16 protein-coding genes are annotated in these 16,953 nt (G+C 51.0%); 9 read left to right on the top strand and 7 right to left on the bottom strand.

Going from position 1 to position 16,953, the window contains the following annotated elements; all coding sequences use genetic code 11:
* Positions 1-488: 488 nt before the first annotated feature.
* The 5 genes from OCU14_RS10565 to OCU14_RS10545 all read left to right on the top strand — a co-directional run bounded on the left by OCU14_RS10565 (position 489) and on the right by OCU14_RS10545 (position 5,136).
* The gene (locus OCU14_RS10565) at positions 489-1,430 is read left to right on the top strand and encodes a nucleoside hydrolase (protein ID WP_261810995.1); all 942 of its coding nucleotides are present in this window, start codon (positions 489-491) and stop codon (positions 1,428-1,430) included.
* 12 nt (positions 1,431-1,442) lie between these two features.
* On the top strand, positions 1,443-2,849 hold the full coding sequence (gene dcuC, locus OCU14_RS10560) for a C4-dicarboxylate transporter DcuC (protein WP_261810994.1): 1,407 nt from the start codon (positions 1,443-1,445) through the stop codon (positions 2,847-2,849).
* 16 nt (positions 2,850-2,865) lie between these two features.
* On the top strand, positions 2,866-3,339 hold the full coding sequence (locus OCU14_RS10555; RefSeq protein ID WP_261810993.1) for a GNAT family N-acetyltransferase: 474 nt from the start codon (positions 2,866-2,868) through the stop codon (positions 3,337-3,339).
* Between the two features lie 49 nt (positions 3,340-3,388).
* Positions 3,389-4,120 (top strand): GntR family transcriptional regulator, encoded by a 732-nt coding sequence (locus OCU14_RS10550; protein WP_261810992.1) that lies wholly within the window; start codon positions 3,389-3,391, stop codon positions 4,118-4,120.
* 485 nt (positions 4,121-4,605) lie between these two features.
* Positions 4,606-5,136: a DUF3278 domain-containing protein gene (locus OCU14_RS10545; protein WP_261810991.1), complete on the top strand. Its 531-nt coding sequence runs from the start codon at positions 4,606-4,608 to the stop codon at positions 5,134-5,136.
* A 42-nt stretch (positions 5,137-5,178) separates the two neighbouring features.
* Here the strand turns inward: OCU14_RS10545 and OCU14_RS10540 are convergent, their stop codons facing one another.
* The 4 genes from OCU14_RS10540 to OCU14_RS10525 all read right to left on the bottom strand — a co-directional run bounded on the left by OCU14_RS10540 (position 5,179) and on the right by OCU14_RS10525 (position 9,232).
* Positions 5,179-6,585: an MFS transporter gene (locus OCU14_RS10540; RefSeq protein WP_261810990.1), complete on the bottom strand. Its 1,407-nt coding sequence runs from the start codon at positions 6,583-6,585 to the stop codon at positions 5,179-5,181.
* Positions 6,586-6,840: 255 nt separating this feature from the next.
* Complete coding sequence (gnd, locus tag OCU14_RS10535) at positions 6,841-7,746, bottom strand: phosphogluconate dehydrogenase (NAD(+)-dependent, decarboxylating) (protein WP_261810989.1); 906 nt, start codon at positions 7,744-7,746, stop codon at positions 6,841-6,843.
* Positions 7,747-7,941: 195 nt separating this feature from the next.
* Entirely contained in the window at positions 7,942-8,601 is a 660-nt protein-coding gene (locus OCU14_RS10530) for an HD domain-containing protein (RefSeq protein ID WP_261810988.1), read from the bottom strand.
* The gene (locus OCU14_RS10525) at positions 8,588-9,232 is read right to left on the bottom strand and encodes a TetR/AcrR family transcriptional regulator (RefSeq protein ID WP_261810987.1); all 645 of its coding nucleotides are present in this window, start codon (positions 9,230-9,232) and stop codon (positions 8,588-8,590) included. Before OCU14_RS10525 ends, OCU14_RS10530 begins: the two co-directional genes overlap by 14 nt.
* A 194-nt stretch (positions 9,233-9,426) precedes the next feature.
* On the opposite strand from OCU14_RS10525, the gene OCU14_RS10520 reads away from it, so the two are divergent.
* From OCU14_RS10520 to OCU14_RS10510, 3 genes are all read left to right on the top strand, one after another.
* Positions 9,427-10,323 (top strand): ABC transporter ATP-binding protein, encoded by an 897-nt coding sequence (locus OCU14_RS10520; RefSeq protein WP_057877605.1) that lies wholly within the window; start codon positions 9,427-9,429, stop codon positions 10,321-10,323.
* A gap of 5 nt (positions 10,324-10,328) precedes the next feature.
* Entirely contained in the window at positions 10,329-11,951 is a 1,623-nt protein-coding gene (locus OCU14_RS10515) for an ABC transporter permease (RefSeq protein WP_261810986.1), read from the top strand.
* Between the two features lie 548 nt (positions 11,952-12,499).
* Positions 12,500-12,628 (top strand): hypothetical protein, encoded by a 129-nt coding sequence (locus OCU14_RS10510; protein ID WP_261810985.1) that lies wholly within the window; start codon positions 12,500-12,502, stop codon positions 12,626-12,628.
* A gap of 93 nt (positions 12,629-12,721) precedes the next feature.
* On the opposite strand, the gene OCU14_RS10505 is transcribed toward OCU14_RS10510, so the two are convergent.
* Together OCU14_RS10505 and OCU14_RS10500 are read right to left on the bottom strand one after the other, a co-directional pair.
* Positions 12,722-13,909, bottom strand: a complete 1,188-nt coding sequence (locus OCU14_RS10505; protein WP_261810984.1) for an acetate/propionate family kinase — start codon at positions 13,907-13,909, stop codon at positions 12,722-12,724.
* 59 nt (positions 13,910-13,968) lie between these two features.
* Complete coding sequence (locus OCU14_RS10500; protein WP_261810983.1) at positions 13,969-14,556, bottom strand: TetR/AcrR family transcriptional regulator; 588 nt, start codon at positions 14,554-14,556, stop codon at positions 13,969-13,971.
* A gap of 260 nt (positions 14,557-14,816) precedes the next feature.
* Here OCU14_RS10500 and OCU14_RS10495 point away from each other — a divergent pair, with 260 nt between their 5' ends.
* On the top strand, positions 14,817-16,214 hold the full coding sequence (locus OCU14_RS10495; RefSeq protein ID WP_261810982.1) for a YhgE/Pip family protein: 1,398 nt from the start codon (positions 14,817-14,819) through the stop codon (positions 16,212-16,214).
* 112 nt (positions 16,215-16,326) lie between these two features.
* On the opposite strand, the gene OCU14_RS10490 is transcribed toward OCU14_RS10495, so the two are convergent.
* Entirely contained in the window at positions 16,327-16,677 is a 351-nt protein-coding gene (locus OCU14_RS10490; RefSeq protein WP_057877600.1) for an aggregation-promoting factor C-terminal-like domain-containing protein, read from the bottom strand.
* Positions 16,678-16,953: the final 276 nt, after the last annotated feature.

The following is a 16,953-nucleotide window of genomic DNA, read 5'->3' as shown; positions in this document are numbered from 1 at the left end:
AGGATAGAAAAAAGGAGCCCAATTCGTAAGTGAATTGAACCCCTTACTCTCTCATCAACACCCGTTGACAAAGAGCCAAATAAAAACGCCTGCTTTAGACCCCCAACGTTCCGTTGGGGGTCTTTTTCGTGTCATCAAACTTTCCTAGAATGAGACAACTTGTCTGAATTGATTAATACAAGTTGTCCTATTTTATCGTAAAACGGTAAACCAGTAATTTTTTACATAGTCGTTCGTCGATCGCTGAAAGTTCCCGTCACATCGTATTTTCACAAGCTTACAACACACGACAATCCATTGATGTTACACCGCACCATCAATTTTATTATTAATTTGTGAATTCCCGTAATCCGCATGATTCTTGATTTTTCACGGCTATCAATAATTGATCCCGGTCAGCATTTTTAAATACAACGTTGTATTGTTTAAGACGACGTTGTATACTCCGTGTAAGCGCTATTATAAATTTCAAAGGAGTTCTTATACTCATGCCAAATACAACTCAAACGAAACGACCCGTCATCATCAGTACCGACCCTGGCATTGACGATGCCGTGGCCATTGCTATCGCCCTCTTCAGCGATCAACTCGGTGTTAAACTCATCAGTCCCCTGGCTGGTAACGTCAGCCTTGAAAAAACGACTTTCAACACGCAACGCCTGCTAAGCTTCTTGGAAAAGCCGGTTGCCATTGTTCCCGGGAGTCGCAAGCCCCTCCTGTATCCCGTCCGCGATGCCAGTGGCGTCCACGGGAAGACTGGGATGGACGGCTATCCTTTCCCCGAACCCACGGTATTCCCCGACACCTCGAAGACGGCCGTTGCCGCCATGCACGACGTGGTCGCTCACAGCGACGCTAAGGTCACTCTGGTCGGCATCGGCCCACTGACCGATATCGCCCTATTCATCCACCTCTACCCTCAAGATCTCGCCAATATCGACGAGTTAGTCCTGATGGGTGGGGCCTTGGGCCGCGGTAACTTCGGGGTCCTGACCGAATTCAACTTCGGATCCGATCCCGAAGCCGCCAAGATTGTCATGGACAGTGGCTTAAAGATTCGGATTGCCCCCATGGAAGTTGGCCGGCAAGCTAAGGTCATGCCCGAAACCTCAGCCAAGATTAAGGAATTTGGTAAGGTCGGCGACATGTTCTACGACCTCTTCTCCCGTTACCGTGGCGGTAGCTTCAAGACCGGACTTCACATGTATGATGCCTTAGCCATGGGTCTCATCTTGAATCCAGCGATGTTCACCGAGGTTGAAACCCACGTGGCGATCGAGACACAGGGCGCAATGACCGCTGGGGCCTCACTCATGGACCTCCGCGGCTACCTGAACCTGCCAAATAACGCCACGGTTGCAACCGATGTTGATTCAGAACAATTCAGTGACTGGCTGGTAGACGCTATCAGTCAAACCAACCAACCCTAGGAGGGACTATTCATGAATGCGATTTTAATTTCTGTCATTGGTATCCTTGCCGTTGCCGTATTGGTTTACATGCTCTTGAAGAAAAACGACATCAAGATGGCCCTGCTCTCCTTAGGGTTAATTCTGATGTACGTTGCCATCATCCTGGGCAATAAGATCGACGTCTCCGCAACTACCGGGTTGACCTGGCTCAACCCCTTCCAGGCGATCGTCGACCAGTTCTCGAACACCTTAATCGGTCCCGGATTCGTCATTTTAATCCTGGGTGGTTACAGTGCTTACATGAATCACATCGGCGCTAACCAAGTCACGGTTCACGCCCTGACGAAGCCGATTGCTAAAATCAAATCCGTTTACATCTTGGTACCAATCGTCTTCTTATTAGGGAACTTACTCTCCCTGGTTGTGCCAAGTGCTTCCAACTTAGCCATTATCTTATTAGCAACCTTATATCCCGTCCTGCGAGCCACTGGCATGTCACGGTTGACGGCGGCCGCCATCATCGGGACCTCCGCAACCATTGTCCCAACCCCATTGGGCTCTGACAACGTGGCCGTGGCCGCTCAACTCCACATGTCCGTCACCGACTACGTTTTCCAAAAACACGCGTTGGTTTCCATTCCAACGTTGATTGCCATTGCGTTAGTGCACTACTTCTGGCAGAAATACCAGGATAAGAAGCACCCTGAAGAACTCACTTACGAACAAGAACTGCTACAAAGTGACGACAAGGAAGCCCAAAAGGCAACCGAGGATCTGCACTACACCGGGTTCAAAGGCTTCGTTTACGGTCTCTTACCCCTATTACCAATCGTCTTGTTACTAATTGTTTTCTTCACCAATATCTTTGCCGGCACCAAGTTCGAAATCAGTGTTCAAGTGGTCAGTCTAATTAGCTTCGTCATTGCTGTTATTGTCGAACTCTCCTACAAGCACCAGGTTCGTCAGGTCTTGAAGGAAACCAACGCCTTCTTCGATGGGATGGGTGCCGTCATGGGCATCGTGGCCCTGCTGGTCTCGGCGCAGGTCTTCGTTCAAGGGTTAACGTCCATCGGGATTATTAACCTGGTTCAAGATACCATGCAACACATGAGTAGCTCCGGGATTGTCTTACCAATCGTCATGGTGCTCTTCACCGCTGTCATTGTCTTGCTCAGTGGGAGTGGGACTGCCCTGATCTTTGCCATGATTCCTCTGATTATTCCACTGTCTAAGGCTGCCGGAATTTCACCAGTTGCGCTGTCTGTTCCCATGCAATTAGCTGGGAACCTCCTACGGGCCGTATCTCCAGTCGCCGCCGTGGTCTTGATCGTTGCCGGAACCACGAAACTTTCTCCGGTTCAGATCGTTAAACGGACTTCGGTACCCATGGTCTTTGGGGTTATCATGATGCTCGTGATGTCCCTCATGATTTTCTAAAGGTGGCGAGATAGGCATGATTGCAACCCTGAATAAGCGTCTCGCCCAAACCAGTGATTTGTCTGGCTTAACGGAACTCCTGGCCGATGCCCAACGCCAAATGCAACAGGCAGGCATCACCCAGTGGAATCCACGTTATCCCAATCCCGAGACCCTGCAGGCCGATATCGATCAGCAACTTCTGTGGTTATACGGTCGGCAACAACGCGCAGCGATTACCCTCACCCTGGCGGACAACACGCTACAGCTCCACCGTCTGATGGTCCACTCCGAATGCCGGGGCCACGGCCTGGCAACCCAAATCTTACAGGATCTGATCGCTGTTGCCGCCAGTCACGACCTAGCTGGCCTCCAAATCACCACCAATCATACGAACCGGCCCATGATGCACCTGCTCGAAAAGGCTGATTTTCAACTCACCCGTGAGTTTCTCATGCCCGACCGGATGGCCTATGGGACCTTCTATGAATATAATTATGCTCTCAACTAAACCCATGCTAAAATGAGTTTGTACTGAAATAGATTGCGAGGGCTTATGCATGCACCGTTCACCCAAATATGTTCAAGTTTATAATCAGATATTAAAAATGATTAAACAGGGCCAACTCATCCCCGGAGAAAAACTCCCGTCTGAGGAGGTCCTCCGTACTGAATTTGACGTTAGCCGCGTCACGCTCCGTACCGCCCTCTCCCTACTCAAGGAAGACGGCGTGCTCGTCAGTGTTCACGGTAAGGGTCACTTCATCAAGCGGGAAAACAATTTCAGTGAGCGGGGCATCGAGTCCCTCGACTCGCCGATCTTTAAGAGCCTGACCACCCCCGTCACCGACCGGGAAGTCTACTACCACGAGAACCTACCGAGCGCCTTCACCGACCAGCTTTTCCATCGGTCCGATGAGCCCTACTACACGCTCAACATCTGGTACCAAAATGACGATGGCAACCTGGCCAACAACCTCGCCATCATCATGCCGGAAACAGTCAAAACTTTTGGCATCGATCTAGAAGATTCGGCCAGCATCACGCAGTTCCTGGAAAAGGATCTCTACCAACACGCCGCCAGTTCTCAGCTGACGGTCACCGTGTCGGAACGTGATCGGTCAACCTTCCGACGGGCCTTCGTCGGGCGCGGGCCCTTGGTGCTCATGACCGAAGACGTCTTTGGCCTCAACGGCCAACGGCTGGCTCAAAACAAGTATTACGTGCCGAGTGACGTGTTTCGCACCACACTCAATCGCTACCCGATTAAGTTTCAGAATCGAGAACGCTAGAGTGTGACAGAAGGCGGTTAGCCGGTGAGCATTAAGGCTGGTAACTGGATAATCCCGGGCTTGGATTATTTAGTTACCAGGTTTAAGCGGAGCAGGCTGCCTTCTGGCGCACGTTTCGACAACCAACCAGAACCCCCATGAGGCAGACCTGAAACCTGAAAAACGGTCTTCAGGGCAACCTTGAACCTCGCTAAAACCACGAGTTTCAAAGTTGGCCGTGCTCTAAGCCGAGACAAAACTTCGGCTAAGACCACCGACACGGGGGTTCTGACTAGTTGTCTCCGGCTATGGTCACAGCACTCAGTTTAATTAACCCTTGCGTCGGCTTAATTTGTCATAATTTTTCCATCTGAGTATCCGAACTAACCTTCGGATACTTTTTTTCTCGACAAGTCTAATCACCGTGACTATACTTAGAAATTGGTAGAAGCCCTTCGGAGTGGGCTTCTACTAACTTCTAAATCATTATTCGGGGAGGCAATAACATGACTAATAACCACCCTTTCCATGACAAATTCAGTATCTGGTTCTACGGGGTCAACGGGGAGTTCGACGACACCAAACGCCTAATGGCCAAGCGGATCGAGGATAAGGCCCTCTTGTGGGGCGCCATCTACGTTTTTCTGGCCCCAATTATCACAAGTTTTTTTGCCCAACGTCATCCCGCCACCGCACTCTCCTGGTTGGCCCTCACCAGCCTCTTCTTTCTAACCGGAGTCGTCGTGTACCTGCTTGGAGCAGGTTACGTGCTCGGTATCGGGAACCGTAAGCAACAGCGATTGAGTCGCAAGCAACCGGTCTGGATTCAGGCGATTATCACGGGGATCAGCGCTGGCGTCCTTTATGGCGGCCTGACCTACCTATACTTTGCCGCCATTGATGCCATTGACTCTAAGACTAGTATCTGGGCTAACTTGATCCTGCTAAGTAACATCGGAGATGCCCTGGTACGGGTCGCTGAATTTAGTCCCGCTATGATTCTCCTTTACTGGCTGTATCTGAAATTTCATCACTAAATTGAAAATGGACGACCGGCAAATGCCAGTCGTCCATTCTCTTTATCTATCTGTTTTTTGGTGCTTAAACACAATCGTATATAGCCCAAAGTTGAGAATACTCAGAACCAGAATCAACCCAAAGGCTAACTGACTCCCCCGCGCCGTCTGTTGGGCGTTGGACAAGCCGGGCGTCTTCACTGAAGACATCAAGGCCGCCAGAATCGTGGTTCCCAAGGACCCAGCGAACTGTTGCCCCGTGTTGTAAATGGCATTGGCGTCGGCCCGCTGCGTCAGTGCGACCTCTTTCAACCCATTTGTCAGGGTGTTACTGAAGGCCATCGACCGACCAACACTGAATAAAACGTAGAGGATCGCAATGATCAGCACACTCAAGTGTTGCCCCAATATGGTGAAGAAGACCGCCGCTAAGGTAAAGAGGCTACTCCCCAGTAAGATTGGCAACCGGGCCCCGTGCGCATCCAACAAGTGGCCAAACCAAGGTTGAAGCAAGGCCGTCACTAGGCTTCCGGGAAGTAACATCATCCCGCCGGCTAATGAACTCGCAGCCACGACGATCTGAGCGTAGTTAGGGAGCGCAAAGTTAATCCCAATGTTACAGAACTGTAGGCTCACGTAGGCTAAAAAGCTAAACGTGAAGACGGGATTCTTGAAAATTTCGAGCTTGAGAAGTTGGTGCTCACTGTGCTTGGATAAGCGAATATAGCCCCAAATCATCACCAGAGCCAGGCCAACGCCACCCAGGAACTCCCAGCTAAGCAGGCCTGAAGTGCTGAGACTGTTAACTCCCATCGTAAAGCTGACAAAGGCGATGGCGAGCAGGATAAATTGACTCCAGTCAAAGTGAACCTTCGACACAGGATCGAACTGCTTAATGGCCCGGAAACCGAGGAGTAAGACCAAGGCTTCCACCGGGATCGTGGACCAGAAAATCATACGCCAATCGGCCAAGGAAACCATGATTCCCCCGAAGGTTGGGCCACTGGCTGGGGCGATCATCAGGATTAACCCGGCCATCCCCATGTAGAATCCGAGGCGCGAACGGGGCACACTTTCCATAACCACGTTAAACATTAGTGGAATGGCGATCCCGGCACAACCAGCTTGAATAATCCGACCAAACAGCAAAATCCCGAAACTGGGTGCGAGCGCACAAATCGAAGCGCCCAAAATAAAAGCGGTCGCGGCCGCCACGAAGAGTTGTCGATTCGTAAAGCGTTGTTTGAGAAAGGCTGAGGTAATCATCAGCAGGGCTACCGTCAACAGGTACCCCGTGGTAATCCACTGCACGGTGCTGAGGGACACGTGCATGGTTTTCATTAACGTTGGGAACGTCACATTCATCGAGGTTTCCACTAGGATTCCCAGGAAGGCCATCAGCGCTACCGCAAAGATGGCAATTAAGTTGCTCCGCGAGACCTTGTCTGGGTCAGAATTTACTTGCGTCATTTTAACATCTCTCTTTCAAATTAGCGTCACTGCTTACTATCATACGCACATTTTCTGAAAAATGCATGGTTAAATTTATATTCCCTTAAATTTCTCCACCTGCAGTGGGCAAGGGAGACGTCCTATGGGGCTCGAAGACGTCCCCTTCAACATCTCAAAGTAAATCACGTCCGATTACTAAAGATAGCAATTTTGACGCAAAAAAAAGAGACCAGCATCAGTGCCAGTCCCCGCCATAAAATTCAATTTAAAAGTTTACTTCTTAGCCTTGTCGACCGCGTGGCCACCGAAGCCGTTCCGCAAGGCGGCAACGACTTTACCCGTCATGGTGTCGGTTTCCATTGAACGGTAACGCATCATCAGGGAAAGCCCGATAACTGGCGTTGCGACTTGTTGGTCCAGGGCTTCTTGTAAGGTCCACTTACCTTCACCGGAACTGTGCATGATCCCCTTGATGTCATCTAACTTCTCGTCATCCGCAAAGGCTTCTTGAATCAATTCCATCAGCCATGAACGAACCACAGAACCCGAGTTCCAGAGCTTGGCAACGGCTTCGTTATCGTAATCGAAGTCACTGTGAGCCAGAACATCGAACCCTTCACCGATGGCTTCCATCATCCCGTATTCGATCCCGTTGTGGACCATCTTCAGGTAGTGACCGGAACCAGCGGCACCGGTGTAAAGGTAACCGTTCTTGTCGGAAATCCCTTCGAAGAGTGGCTTCAGGGTTTCGAAAGCTTCGGCACTCGTCCCACCGATCATGAAGTTCCCATTTTCGCGGGCACCGGCTTGACCACCGGAAGTCCCACAGTCGAAGAAGTTGATGCCTTGGGCTTCCGCTAACTTAGCAGCGGCCGCCGAATCCTTCCAGAAGGAGTTCCCACCATCGATAATAAAATCGCCTGCACGCAACTTTTCCGTCAGCGTGGTGATGGTCGAGTCAGTTGGCTTGCCGGCTGGCAACATCAACCAAACAATCTTGGGCGTGGTCAACTTGCTTAACAAGTCTTCGAGTGAGGTTGCGGCTTCAGCACCAAATCTGGCAGCTTCATTAACGAAGTCCTGGTTCAAATCGAACGCCACAACTTCATTTCCATGGTCCATCATGTTTTGAGCTAAGTTACTACCCATTTTTCCTAATCCAACTAATCCAATCTTCATGGTTTAAGTTCCTTCCTTTAATCGAAAATTCGCATCAACCTAACGACTCCTAGTATATGTAAAAAAGTTACAAATTTCAAGTTATTTTTGTAAATAATATACAAAACAAACTAAGAAACCCGTTATACTGGGATTTTGCATTTGTCATCTTGTGAAGAAAATAACTCAAAAAATGACCGATCGCCACACATTTAGCTAAGCCTGGGCGTTCCACTCTGCCTTGTATTCTGCCAGGAAGTCGAGCATCACTTGTTGGCGGTGTTCGGCCACTCGCTTAGCAGCGTCGGTGTTCATCAAGTCCTTCAACTTGAGTAATTTTTCGTAGAAGTGGTTAATAATGGTTTCGTTATCCAGGTTCCGGTACTCCGCATGCGTCATGCTTGTTCGGGGATTAACAGCTGGATCATAGATCTTTTCACCAAAATGGCCCCCAAAATAAATGGCCCGAGAAATCCCAATTGCCCCAATCGCATCCAGCCGATCGGCATCTTGGACGATTTGACCTTCCAACGGTAATGGCTTGGCGGTCCCATCAATCGTCTTGTGATAAGACATGTTGTCCATAATCAGAAAGACCGTGTCACTGTCGGCGGCGCTGAATCCCTGTTGGGTCAGAAAGTCCCGCACCTCGGCACTGGCTGCGGCGGTATCGTCAACCAGCTTCTCGTCAATGACATCGTGGAGGTAGGCGGCGGTGACCGTCAACACTCGGTTAGCGGCAGGATATTCCCGCACTAACTTGTCGGTGAGACTGACGACGCGTTGAATGTGATCGAAGCCGTGACCGGTCTCGTCATCCCCCATTTTGCTCTGTGAAAAGGCTCGAACTGCTGCTAAAACATCATTTTCCGTCATGTTTACGCTCCTTAGAAGTTTTTCCCTCCACCGTGTCCGGGGCAAGCCCCACGAACCCATAGAAGAATAAGTGCATTAATTGGTCAATCAGCTGCCGGTACTCGGGAATATCGTGGTCCGGCGAGCTGAAGTAGTCGACATACATGTCCAGATACATGGTCAGGGCCGCATTGGAAATCTCCGGATTAATCATCCCCGCGTCTCGGCCGCGCTGAATGACGGCATCCCAGAAGGATTGTTTTCCGGCATCGTACGTGGCCTTGGCCTCACCGTTACCGAACTTTCCCTGCATGTCCGCCACCGTGAAATTGTAGAAATCCTGACTCATCCCAGCGGATACCTTCACCTTGGTCTTCATCATGAATTGAACAACCTCACGAAACGACTTCTGGGGGTCATCAACCACCGTCCGATACTGGGCATAGCCGCCCACGATGAGATCCAAGACGACCTGGTGAGCCAAGTCATACTTACTATCAAAGTATTTATATAGGGTGACCTGCGACACGTTGGCCTCATCCGCCACACCCTTCACGTGCGTGGGTTTATAGCCATCGCGTAGAAATAACTTGGTTGCGGCGGCCAGAATTTTACGCCGCTGTTGGTCCTTTCTCTCTTGGTTCGTTGCCACTTGGTTCACGTCCCTTTGCCTGTTTTTTAAAATGTCAGCGGTTTCTTCTTAGCTGTTATTATTTTAGCACATTCGCCCCCGGCGTATTTAAATTTGGTGAACTATTTAAGATAAATAGTTCACTTTTCTATTGACTTCCCCCAAACCAAGGCTTACGATAATAGCGATTTAATAACCGTGAGGAGGGGATTCAAATGGCAACACAGCCTATTTTACAAATTCATCAGTTACAAAAAAAGTTTGGGCGTTTTCAAGCATTAAAGGATATCACCTTCAGTGTGAATGCCGGTGAGGTGTTCGGGTTCATTGGACCTAACGGTGCTGGTAAATCAACCACGATCCGGGTACTCCTGGGTCTGATACGAGCAACTGGCGGATCGGCGACCATCTTCGGTCAGGACGTCTGGCACGACAGCGTCACGATCCACCAACGCTTGGCCTATGTGCCCGGCGACGTGTACCTCTGGCCGAATCTGACCGGGGGCGAAATCATTGATCTCTTACTCAAAATGAACGGCACGGCCCACTCCGACAAGACCGATGCCTTAATCAAACAGTTCGGCCTTGATCCGACGAAGAAGGCGCGGACCTATTCCAAAGGGAACCGCCAGAAAGTGGCGTTGATCGCCGCCTTCTCCCAAGACGCTGACTTCTACATCTTTGACGAACCAACCTCTGGACTGGATCCACTCAACGAACGGGTCTTCCAGGAAGCCGTCCTAGACCTAAAGCAACGTGGCAAGGCCGTCCTGCTCTCGAGTCATATTCTTTCCGAAGTGGAACGCATGTGTGACCGCATCGGGATCATCCGTGAGGGGCAAATCATCGAGACCGGGAGTCTCGCTGAGATGCGGCACCTGACCCGCACGATGGTGACCGTTACGCTAGGTGATGACTTTGACGTAACCACCCTGCCTGGGGTTCATGGCGTCACCGCCGGCCATCAGGCCCACGAGTGGCAATTTGCCGTCGAAGATTCTCAACTAGCAACAATTATGGCTACCCTGGCGCAACACCAGGTCATGGCCTTACAGAGTACGCCACCCACCCTGGAAGATCTCTTCATGCACTACTACACGGGAAAGGAGTGATCGCCATGTCACGTTATGGACGTACCGGTCAACTGATCCGGCTAGCCTTTCGCCGCGATCGTTTCCGAATTCTCATGTGGATTATCATTCTAGCCGCCCTGATGGCCAGCGTGGCCTGGAAGTTTGAAGACATCTACGGGACCCAATCCGAGATTGCCGCCATCAAGGGGACCCTCGCTAGCCCGGGGATCGTCGCAATGTTTGGGGCCTTCTCCTTCAAAGGAAAGGTCACCACGGCCGAAATTTTTGCCAATGAAATGCTTCTATTCATGGCGCTGATTCAGGTCGTCATGAACCTCGCCCTCAGCGTCCACGCCACTCGTGGTGAGGAAGACCTGGGCATCACCGAGCTCGTACGCTCTCACGCGGTTGGGACGGACGCCCCATTAGCCGCCGCGGCTTGGGAGTTAGTCATCGTCAACGGCCTCCTAGGTATCCTCTACAGCGTCGGTTTAACCGCCGCTAACATGCCAGGTGCTTCGCTTGAAGGAAACTGGTTAATCGGGATTGGCCTAGCTGCTACCGGGCTCCTATTCGGTTTCTTAGGCCTCCTGATGGCCCAAATTGCCGATCACTCTGCCAGTGCCACTGGACTCGCCTACACCCTTTTTGGCATCAGCTATTTAGCCCGGATGATCACCGATGTTCAACACCCACGACTCACCTGGTGGTCACCCCTGGGGTGGGTGGAGAAATTGGCCCCCTACAATGATGCCAATTGGATGCCCGTCTGGTTGAGCCTGGCGACCGCACTGATTCTCTTTGGCTTGGCCGTCATGGCCAATAACCGCCGAGACCTCGGTGCTGGCGCGCTGACTACGCGACCTGGTAAGAGTCGTGCATCAGCCTTTCTACGGGGACCACTTTCCCTACTGTGGCGTCGCCAACGCAACGTCATTATCGCGTGGATCCTCGCGGTCATCATCTTCGGAATTGCCTATGGAACGGTCTTCAACACCATCGGTGACATCCTCAAGACCAATCCGACAATGCAACAGGTCTTTGGGGCCGCTATGGTCCACGAGGCTAATCACAAAGTCCTGTTAAGCTTCACGTCACTCCTGGCGGTTGTCATGGCCGCCGTGGCTACCATTCCCGGTATTCAGCTGATCCTAAAGGCGCACACGGACGAAACTCGTGGCTGGTTGGAAGCCGTTTACGCCCGGCCAGTGAGCCGCACGCGCCTCTTCTTCAGCTACGTTGGTCCCGCCTTTCTGACCAGTACCCTGGCCTACATTGGTGGTCTGGGTGGCATTGTCGTCATGGGGGATGCCAGCCTGGATCACGTGAAGGACGGTATCAGTGCCCACGAATTCTGGCAAGGGATTGCTGGACAACTTCCCGAAATTTGGGTCTTCCTGGGCATTGCCGTGTTACTCGTCGGTTGCTGGCCACGGATCAAGACCTTCACCTGGCTCTATCTGGCATTGGGCTTTGTTTCCGTCTACATGGGGAGCCTGCTCAAGTTACCTGACTGGGTTAAAAACGTCACCCCTGCTGGTTGGATGCCCCGGATTCCGCAACACGCGGTCAACTGGACGACCTTTAGCTGGATGATTGGTTTAGCTATCGTTCTGGTTATCGTCGGTTGGCTGGGTTACCGGCGTCGGGATCTTCAGATGCGGTAAGCTTGTCAGATTGTCGGTAGGAGTGAAAATGAATGTAGACGACCGCCTGCGGCTGTCAGGGATTACGCCTGCTGTGGGGACGCTTCAGCCCCTTGGGCTTCTCGCTCGATTTGAAGCCCCGCCAGAGGCGCGGGTCTTCAAAGTCGCCCATACTGTAAGGTCGAGAAAATCACTCGATCTAACAGTACCACCACGGCCGGCTCCATCCCTGACCTCCTCCGGCTAGATTGGTTTTTAACCGCTACATGAGCAGTCAAGATCCGCCATTTTCCGTCCGACAACAGACCACAGCGTCAGATTAACCACTACTGAGCTGACAACAAAGCTTGTTCACCAACCCTGCATCACAACCACGATCACTTTAAAAATCACAACAATTGTAAAGCCCTCAACCATGCTAACCAGCGCGGTTGAGGGTTTTTTGACTGTTAAATTTGTGATACCAGCAGAAGACTCTGACCATTTCAACCAGGATCATCACTGCGTACCAGAAGCATTTACGAACCCAGGCCGCCATAACCCACTACCTGAGCCGGAGGAGGCCAGGGGTGGAGCCAGCCGTGACGAGTCTGTTAGACCGAGCGCTCTTCTCGGCCTTACAGACTGGGACGACTTGGGAGACTCGCGGGTCTCAGCGGGGCTTCCAAGCGAGCCGGAAGCCCGCCTTTTGGCTGTAGGTGGTCCCCACAGCAGGCGTAACCCCTGACAGCCGCAGGCGGCCCAACTTCCTACATTTAAAATTCAAAGCGGCCTAACGGCCTTTGAAAAACTTAGTGGGACAAACGGTCCACGTCGCGAACAATCATGAGTTCTTCATTGGTTGGCACGACCAGAACCTTAACGGCCGCGTCGTCAGGACTCACGATATGTTCCTCTCCCCGGAAGTCATTCTTAGCGGGATCGATAACGACGCCGAAGACCCCAAGTTTATCGGCAATAGCCTGACGCATGGCAATCCCATTCTCACCGGAACCGGCCGTGAAGACGATGGCATCTAAGCCACCCAGTTCGGCCACATAGCTCCCCACGTAGCGAACCACGCGGTTAACGAACATATCCAGAGCCAGCTTAGACTTGGGCCGTTCGTCTTGAGTATCTTCCAGGTCACGTTGATCGGGTGACAATTCGGAAACTCCTAACAGCCCAGACTTATGGTTTAAGATATCCACCATGGCTGGCATATCAATCTGAAGTTTCTCCGCCAGGAAGGCGACCAGGGAAGCGTCGATATCCCCCGAACGGGTCCCCATCATGACCCCTGCGAGCGGCGTGAAGCCCATCGAGGTATCGAGGGCCTGACCATGGTCAAATGCCGTGACCGAGGAACCAGAGCCCAAATGCAGGGTGATCAGTTTCAGGTCTTCTAAGGGTTTGCCGAGAATTTCTGCGGTCCGGTGCGCCACGTAACGGTGACTGGTTCCATGAGCCCCATATTTACGGGCCCCAAACTTTTCGTAGTATTCGTAAGGCAGGCTATACATGTAGTTCACGGCCGGCATATCCGTATAAAGGGAGGTGTCAAAAACCGCGACCTGTTGGGCATCTGGCAATAACTGCTGGAAGACCTCGATGTAGTAAGCTTGAACCGGGTTGTGGAGCGGTGCATAGTCCTTTAAGGACTTGATTTGGTCCAAGACTTCCGGTGTAATCAGCGCGGAGTCCTTGAAGATTTCCCCCCCGGCCACGATTCTGTGACCGACACCGGTAATTTCACTCAAGTGGTCCAAAATCCCGTAGGACTTGAGGCGTGTCAGCACCATGGCTGCCGCCTCTTGGTTGGTGATGTTGTCCTGGGTATCCGTAAACTTTTCGCCGTTGGCCAACTTGACCTTAAAGATCGAGCCGGGCAGATTTAAGCGATCGACCAAACCAGATGCAATGACCGTCTCCTCTGGCATTTCAAAGAGTTTCCACTTCAGTGTTGAACTTCCCGCATTAATTGCCAATGTTTTTCCCATAATTTCCTCCTACGCTTTTTCTCAGTTAATTACTAGTGTAATCAACTTTGTATCCGCTTTCAAGAATTATTTGAAAAGCTTTCATTGTCACCGACTAATTGTTGGGGTGAAAGCGTCCGTGTTACCTTGAAAATCGCGTAGGCTCGCTGCGGAGATAAAACCACGTCACGCGTCAACCAATAACGAATGAAATCGAGAACTCCCTGGACCACGATCTCCTGCGCAATGTCTTGTGGAATCGCAGCTTCACCATCGACTGGAACCGCCACAATCATCACAATGAGTGCCTTGAGGCGGGGGCCAATCTTTGACGCCGGACACCGCAATAATGCGGCGCTCAAAGCCCGTTGGTGATACAAATATTGAAACAATTGCCAAAAAGCATCCCGCTGGTCCGGTACCATTTTCCCCATTGGCTTGGGATACTGTGTAAAAATTCCCTGCACGGCTCCCACTAGCTCATTCTCATAGCTCGTTAGTAAATCAAATTTATCCAAATAGTGCTGGTAAAAGGTTCCGCGATTAATCGCGGCTTCACGAGCTAAATCTCGAACTGTGAGATGATCAAATCCCTTGTCTGCCAGCAATTTAACGAAAGCCCGCTGTAACTTAACTTCCGTTGTCAGAACCCGCGTATCTGTCTCCATAACCTCATCCCCTCACTGAATCACGCCATTTTAAATCAATTAGATAACTTTTCTTTAACAGCGTCAATCAACACTTCCGGTAAACCTGTTGTTGGCCTTTTCAGTTAATCAAGCCAGTCTTTTATGGGAAAGCTCACGACAATGTTGGTCATTTTTACCCAACACTTCCACTTATATTGTCGATTGCACCACTTGGCTGGTGGCCTTACGCTAAGGGTGCTTTAGAGCAACGCAACAGCTCCTCGAAAGGTGGGATTTTCATGTTAAAGAGTGAATGGCACGCTTTATGGCAACACAAATCTCTGATTCTAGTTCTACTCATGATTGCCCTAATCCCGGCAATCTACTGCTACCTTTACCTATCATCCATGTGGAACACTTATGGTCATACCGATGATATTCCCGTAGCCATCGTGGATCACGACCGACCAGCAACGATCCATGGTAAAACGATTGCGATTGGCCGACAACTCACCCACAACCTCATTCGATCTGACAGCCTCGACTTCCACCATCTCTCGGCAACTACGGCAGAGCGACAACTGAAATCTGGGAAAGTTTATCTCGTCGTCACGGTTCCTCGCGACTTCTCTCAGGACGCGACGACCTTACTCACGACTCATCCCCAGCAAATGCAACTTCACTACACCCAAAACTCCGGCCAGAACTTTATCGTTTCTAAAATTACTAGCGGAATGGCCACTAGCATTACGACCAAGGTCAGCCGAGAAGTCACACAGTTGAACGTTCAAGCCCTCTTAACTGCTGTCCACGGCGCATCTGCCGGCATGGCTGCCGCGGCCAAGGGAACGACTGCTCTCTCAGCTGGGAGCCAGCAACTTGGTCTGGGAGCGCAAAGGCTTCTGACCGCTACGACACCGATTCACAATCAAGCGTTGACCATGGGCCTAACCGCCTCGCAACAAGGTATTCAGCGCCTCCAGCAAGGATCCGTTACGATGGGGCAAGCTCTCACTAATGGTCATCAACAACTCGCAACAATTGCCGATACCACGACAACAGCAATGGCTTTAGCGCAACCCGTGGCGGTTCAAAGCCACGATATTGCCAAGGTTCCCAATAATGGTACCGGGATGGCGCCGTTTGCCATTGCAATTGGTCTTTACGTCGGTGGGATTGCCCTGGGAACCATGTACGACGGCGCGATATTTTACCGCAAGCCACGCTTAGCCCTCACTTGGTGGGGAAGCAAAGCCAGTGTCGTCGGGGTGGTTGCACTCATTCAAAGCGGTCTACTCTTCTTCACGCTACGACAAGCTAACGGCCTAACCGTCCGCTCGGAGTCTGCCCTCTTCTGGGCTATTCTTCTGGGATCAGTTCTATTTCTTTCCCTCATCTTCTGCCTTCGCCTCCTACTCGGTGGCTTCGGCACCTGGCTCATCTCGATCGTCTTGGTTCTACAACTCGCAAGCTCTGGCGGCTTGTACCCGACACCATTGGTTAGCTCCTTTGCTCAACGGATCAATCCGTGGCTACCGATGACCTACCTGATCGATCTCTTACGGTCAGCCATCTCTACGAATGCCGGCACCAATACCGCTTGGGGAATTCTCCTGAGCATGATCGTGGGATTCAACCTGCTAATCATTCTCAAGTTCCACCTGCTCATGAAACAAGATCCACTCGCCGAATCCTAATTAAAAATGGCGCCAAATTCAGCGTAGATACTGAATTTGACGTCATTTTTCTTTATTGGCAAACACCAAAATAAAAAGCCCAGGAAAATCCCGAGCCGCTAGTCATCATGATTTAGAACCAGCCACACGCCAACCAGTGACGCTTAGCCTTGACCCAGGTGCCGTAACGGCTGTGGGCATAACGATCCGCCGTCTTTTCCTGGTTAGCCTTGCTGTAGTCCCCTTTTAAGTAGGAACGAGTGAGTTGGTAGCGACCATAGTAGAGGCCATTCGTCGCCTTGTAATTTCCGCCGGATTCCTTCATAGCAATCCACTTCTTTGCCTGCCGCTCTTGCTTGGAAAGCTTGCAAACGTAAGTCACCTTGGCTTCGGCCGTAGTGGTTGACCCCACCAACGTCGTCACGCCGGAAAGAACCAACGTCCCCATCATTAACATCGTCATCAACAGTGCCTTTAATTTCAAGCTGGTTCCTCCTTGTCTGGTTGTTCTTCAGTAACCCCAGCATAGACTTCGACTGTTACAGGGAAATTGAGTAAATGTTACAAAATGATGACAACCAATTCCACTTTGAATCGCTTACGCAGACAAACCCCGTCACAACGGGATTTTACGTACGCAAAAATGACGGCTCCTCAAAAGAGGAACCGCCATCGTTATTAACTTGGGAGATTGTAAAATATAACCGAACACTTGTAGACAAAAAAGCCCATAGAGGCCTTTAATAGAATTACCACAACA

The organism is Levilactobacillus humaensis (assembly GCF_024345185.1).
GTDB classification, from domain to species: domain Bacteria; phylum Bacillota; class Bacilli; order Lactobacillales; family Lactobacillaceae; genus Levilactobacillus; species Levilactobacillus humaensis.
This window is presented reverse-complemented; position numbering and strand designations above follow the sequence as displayed.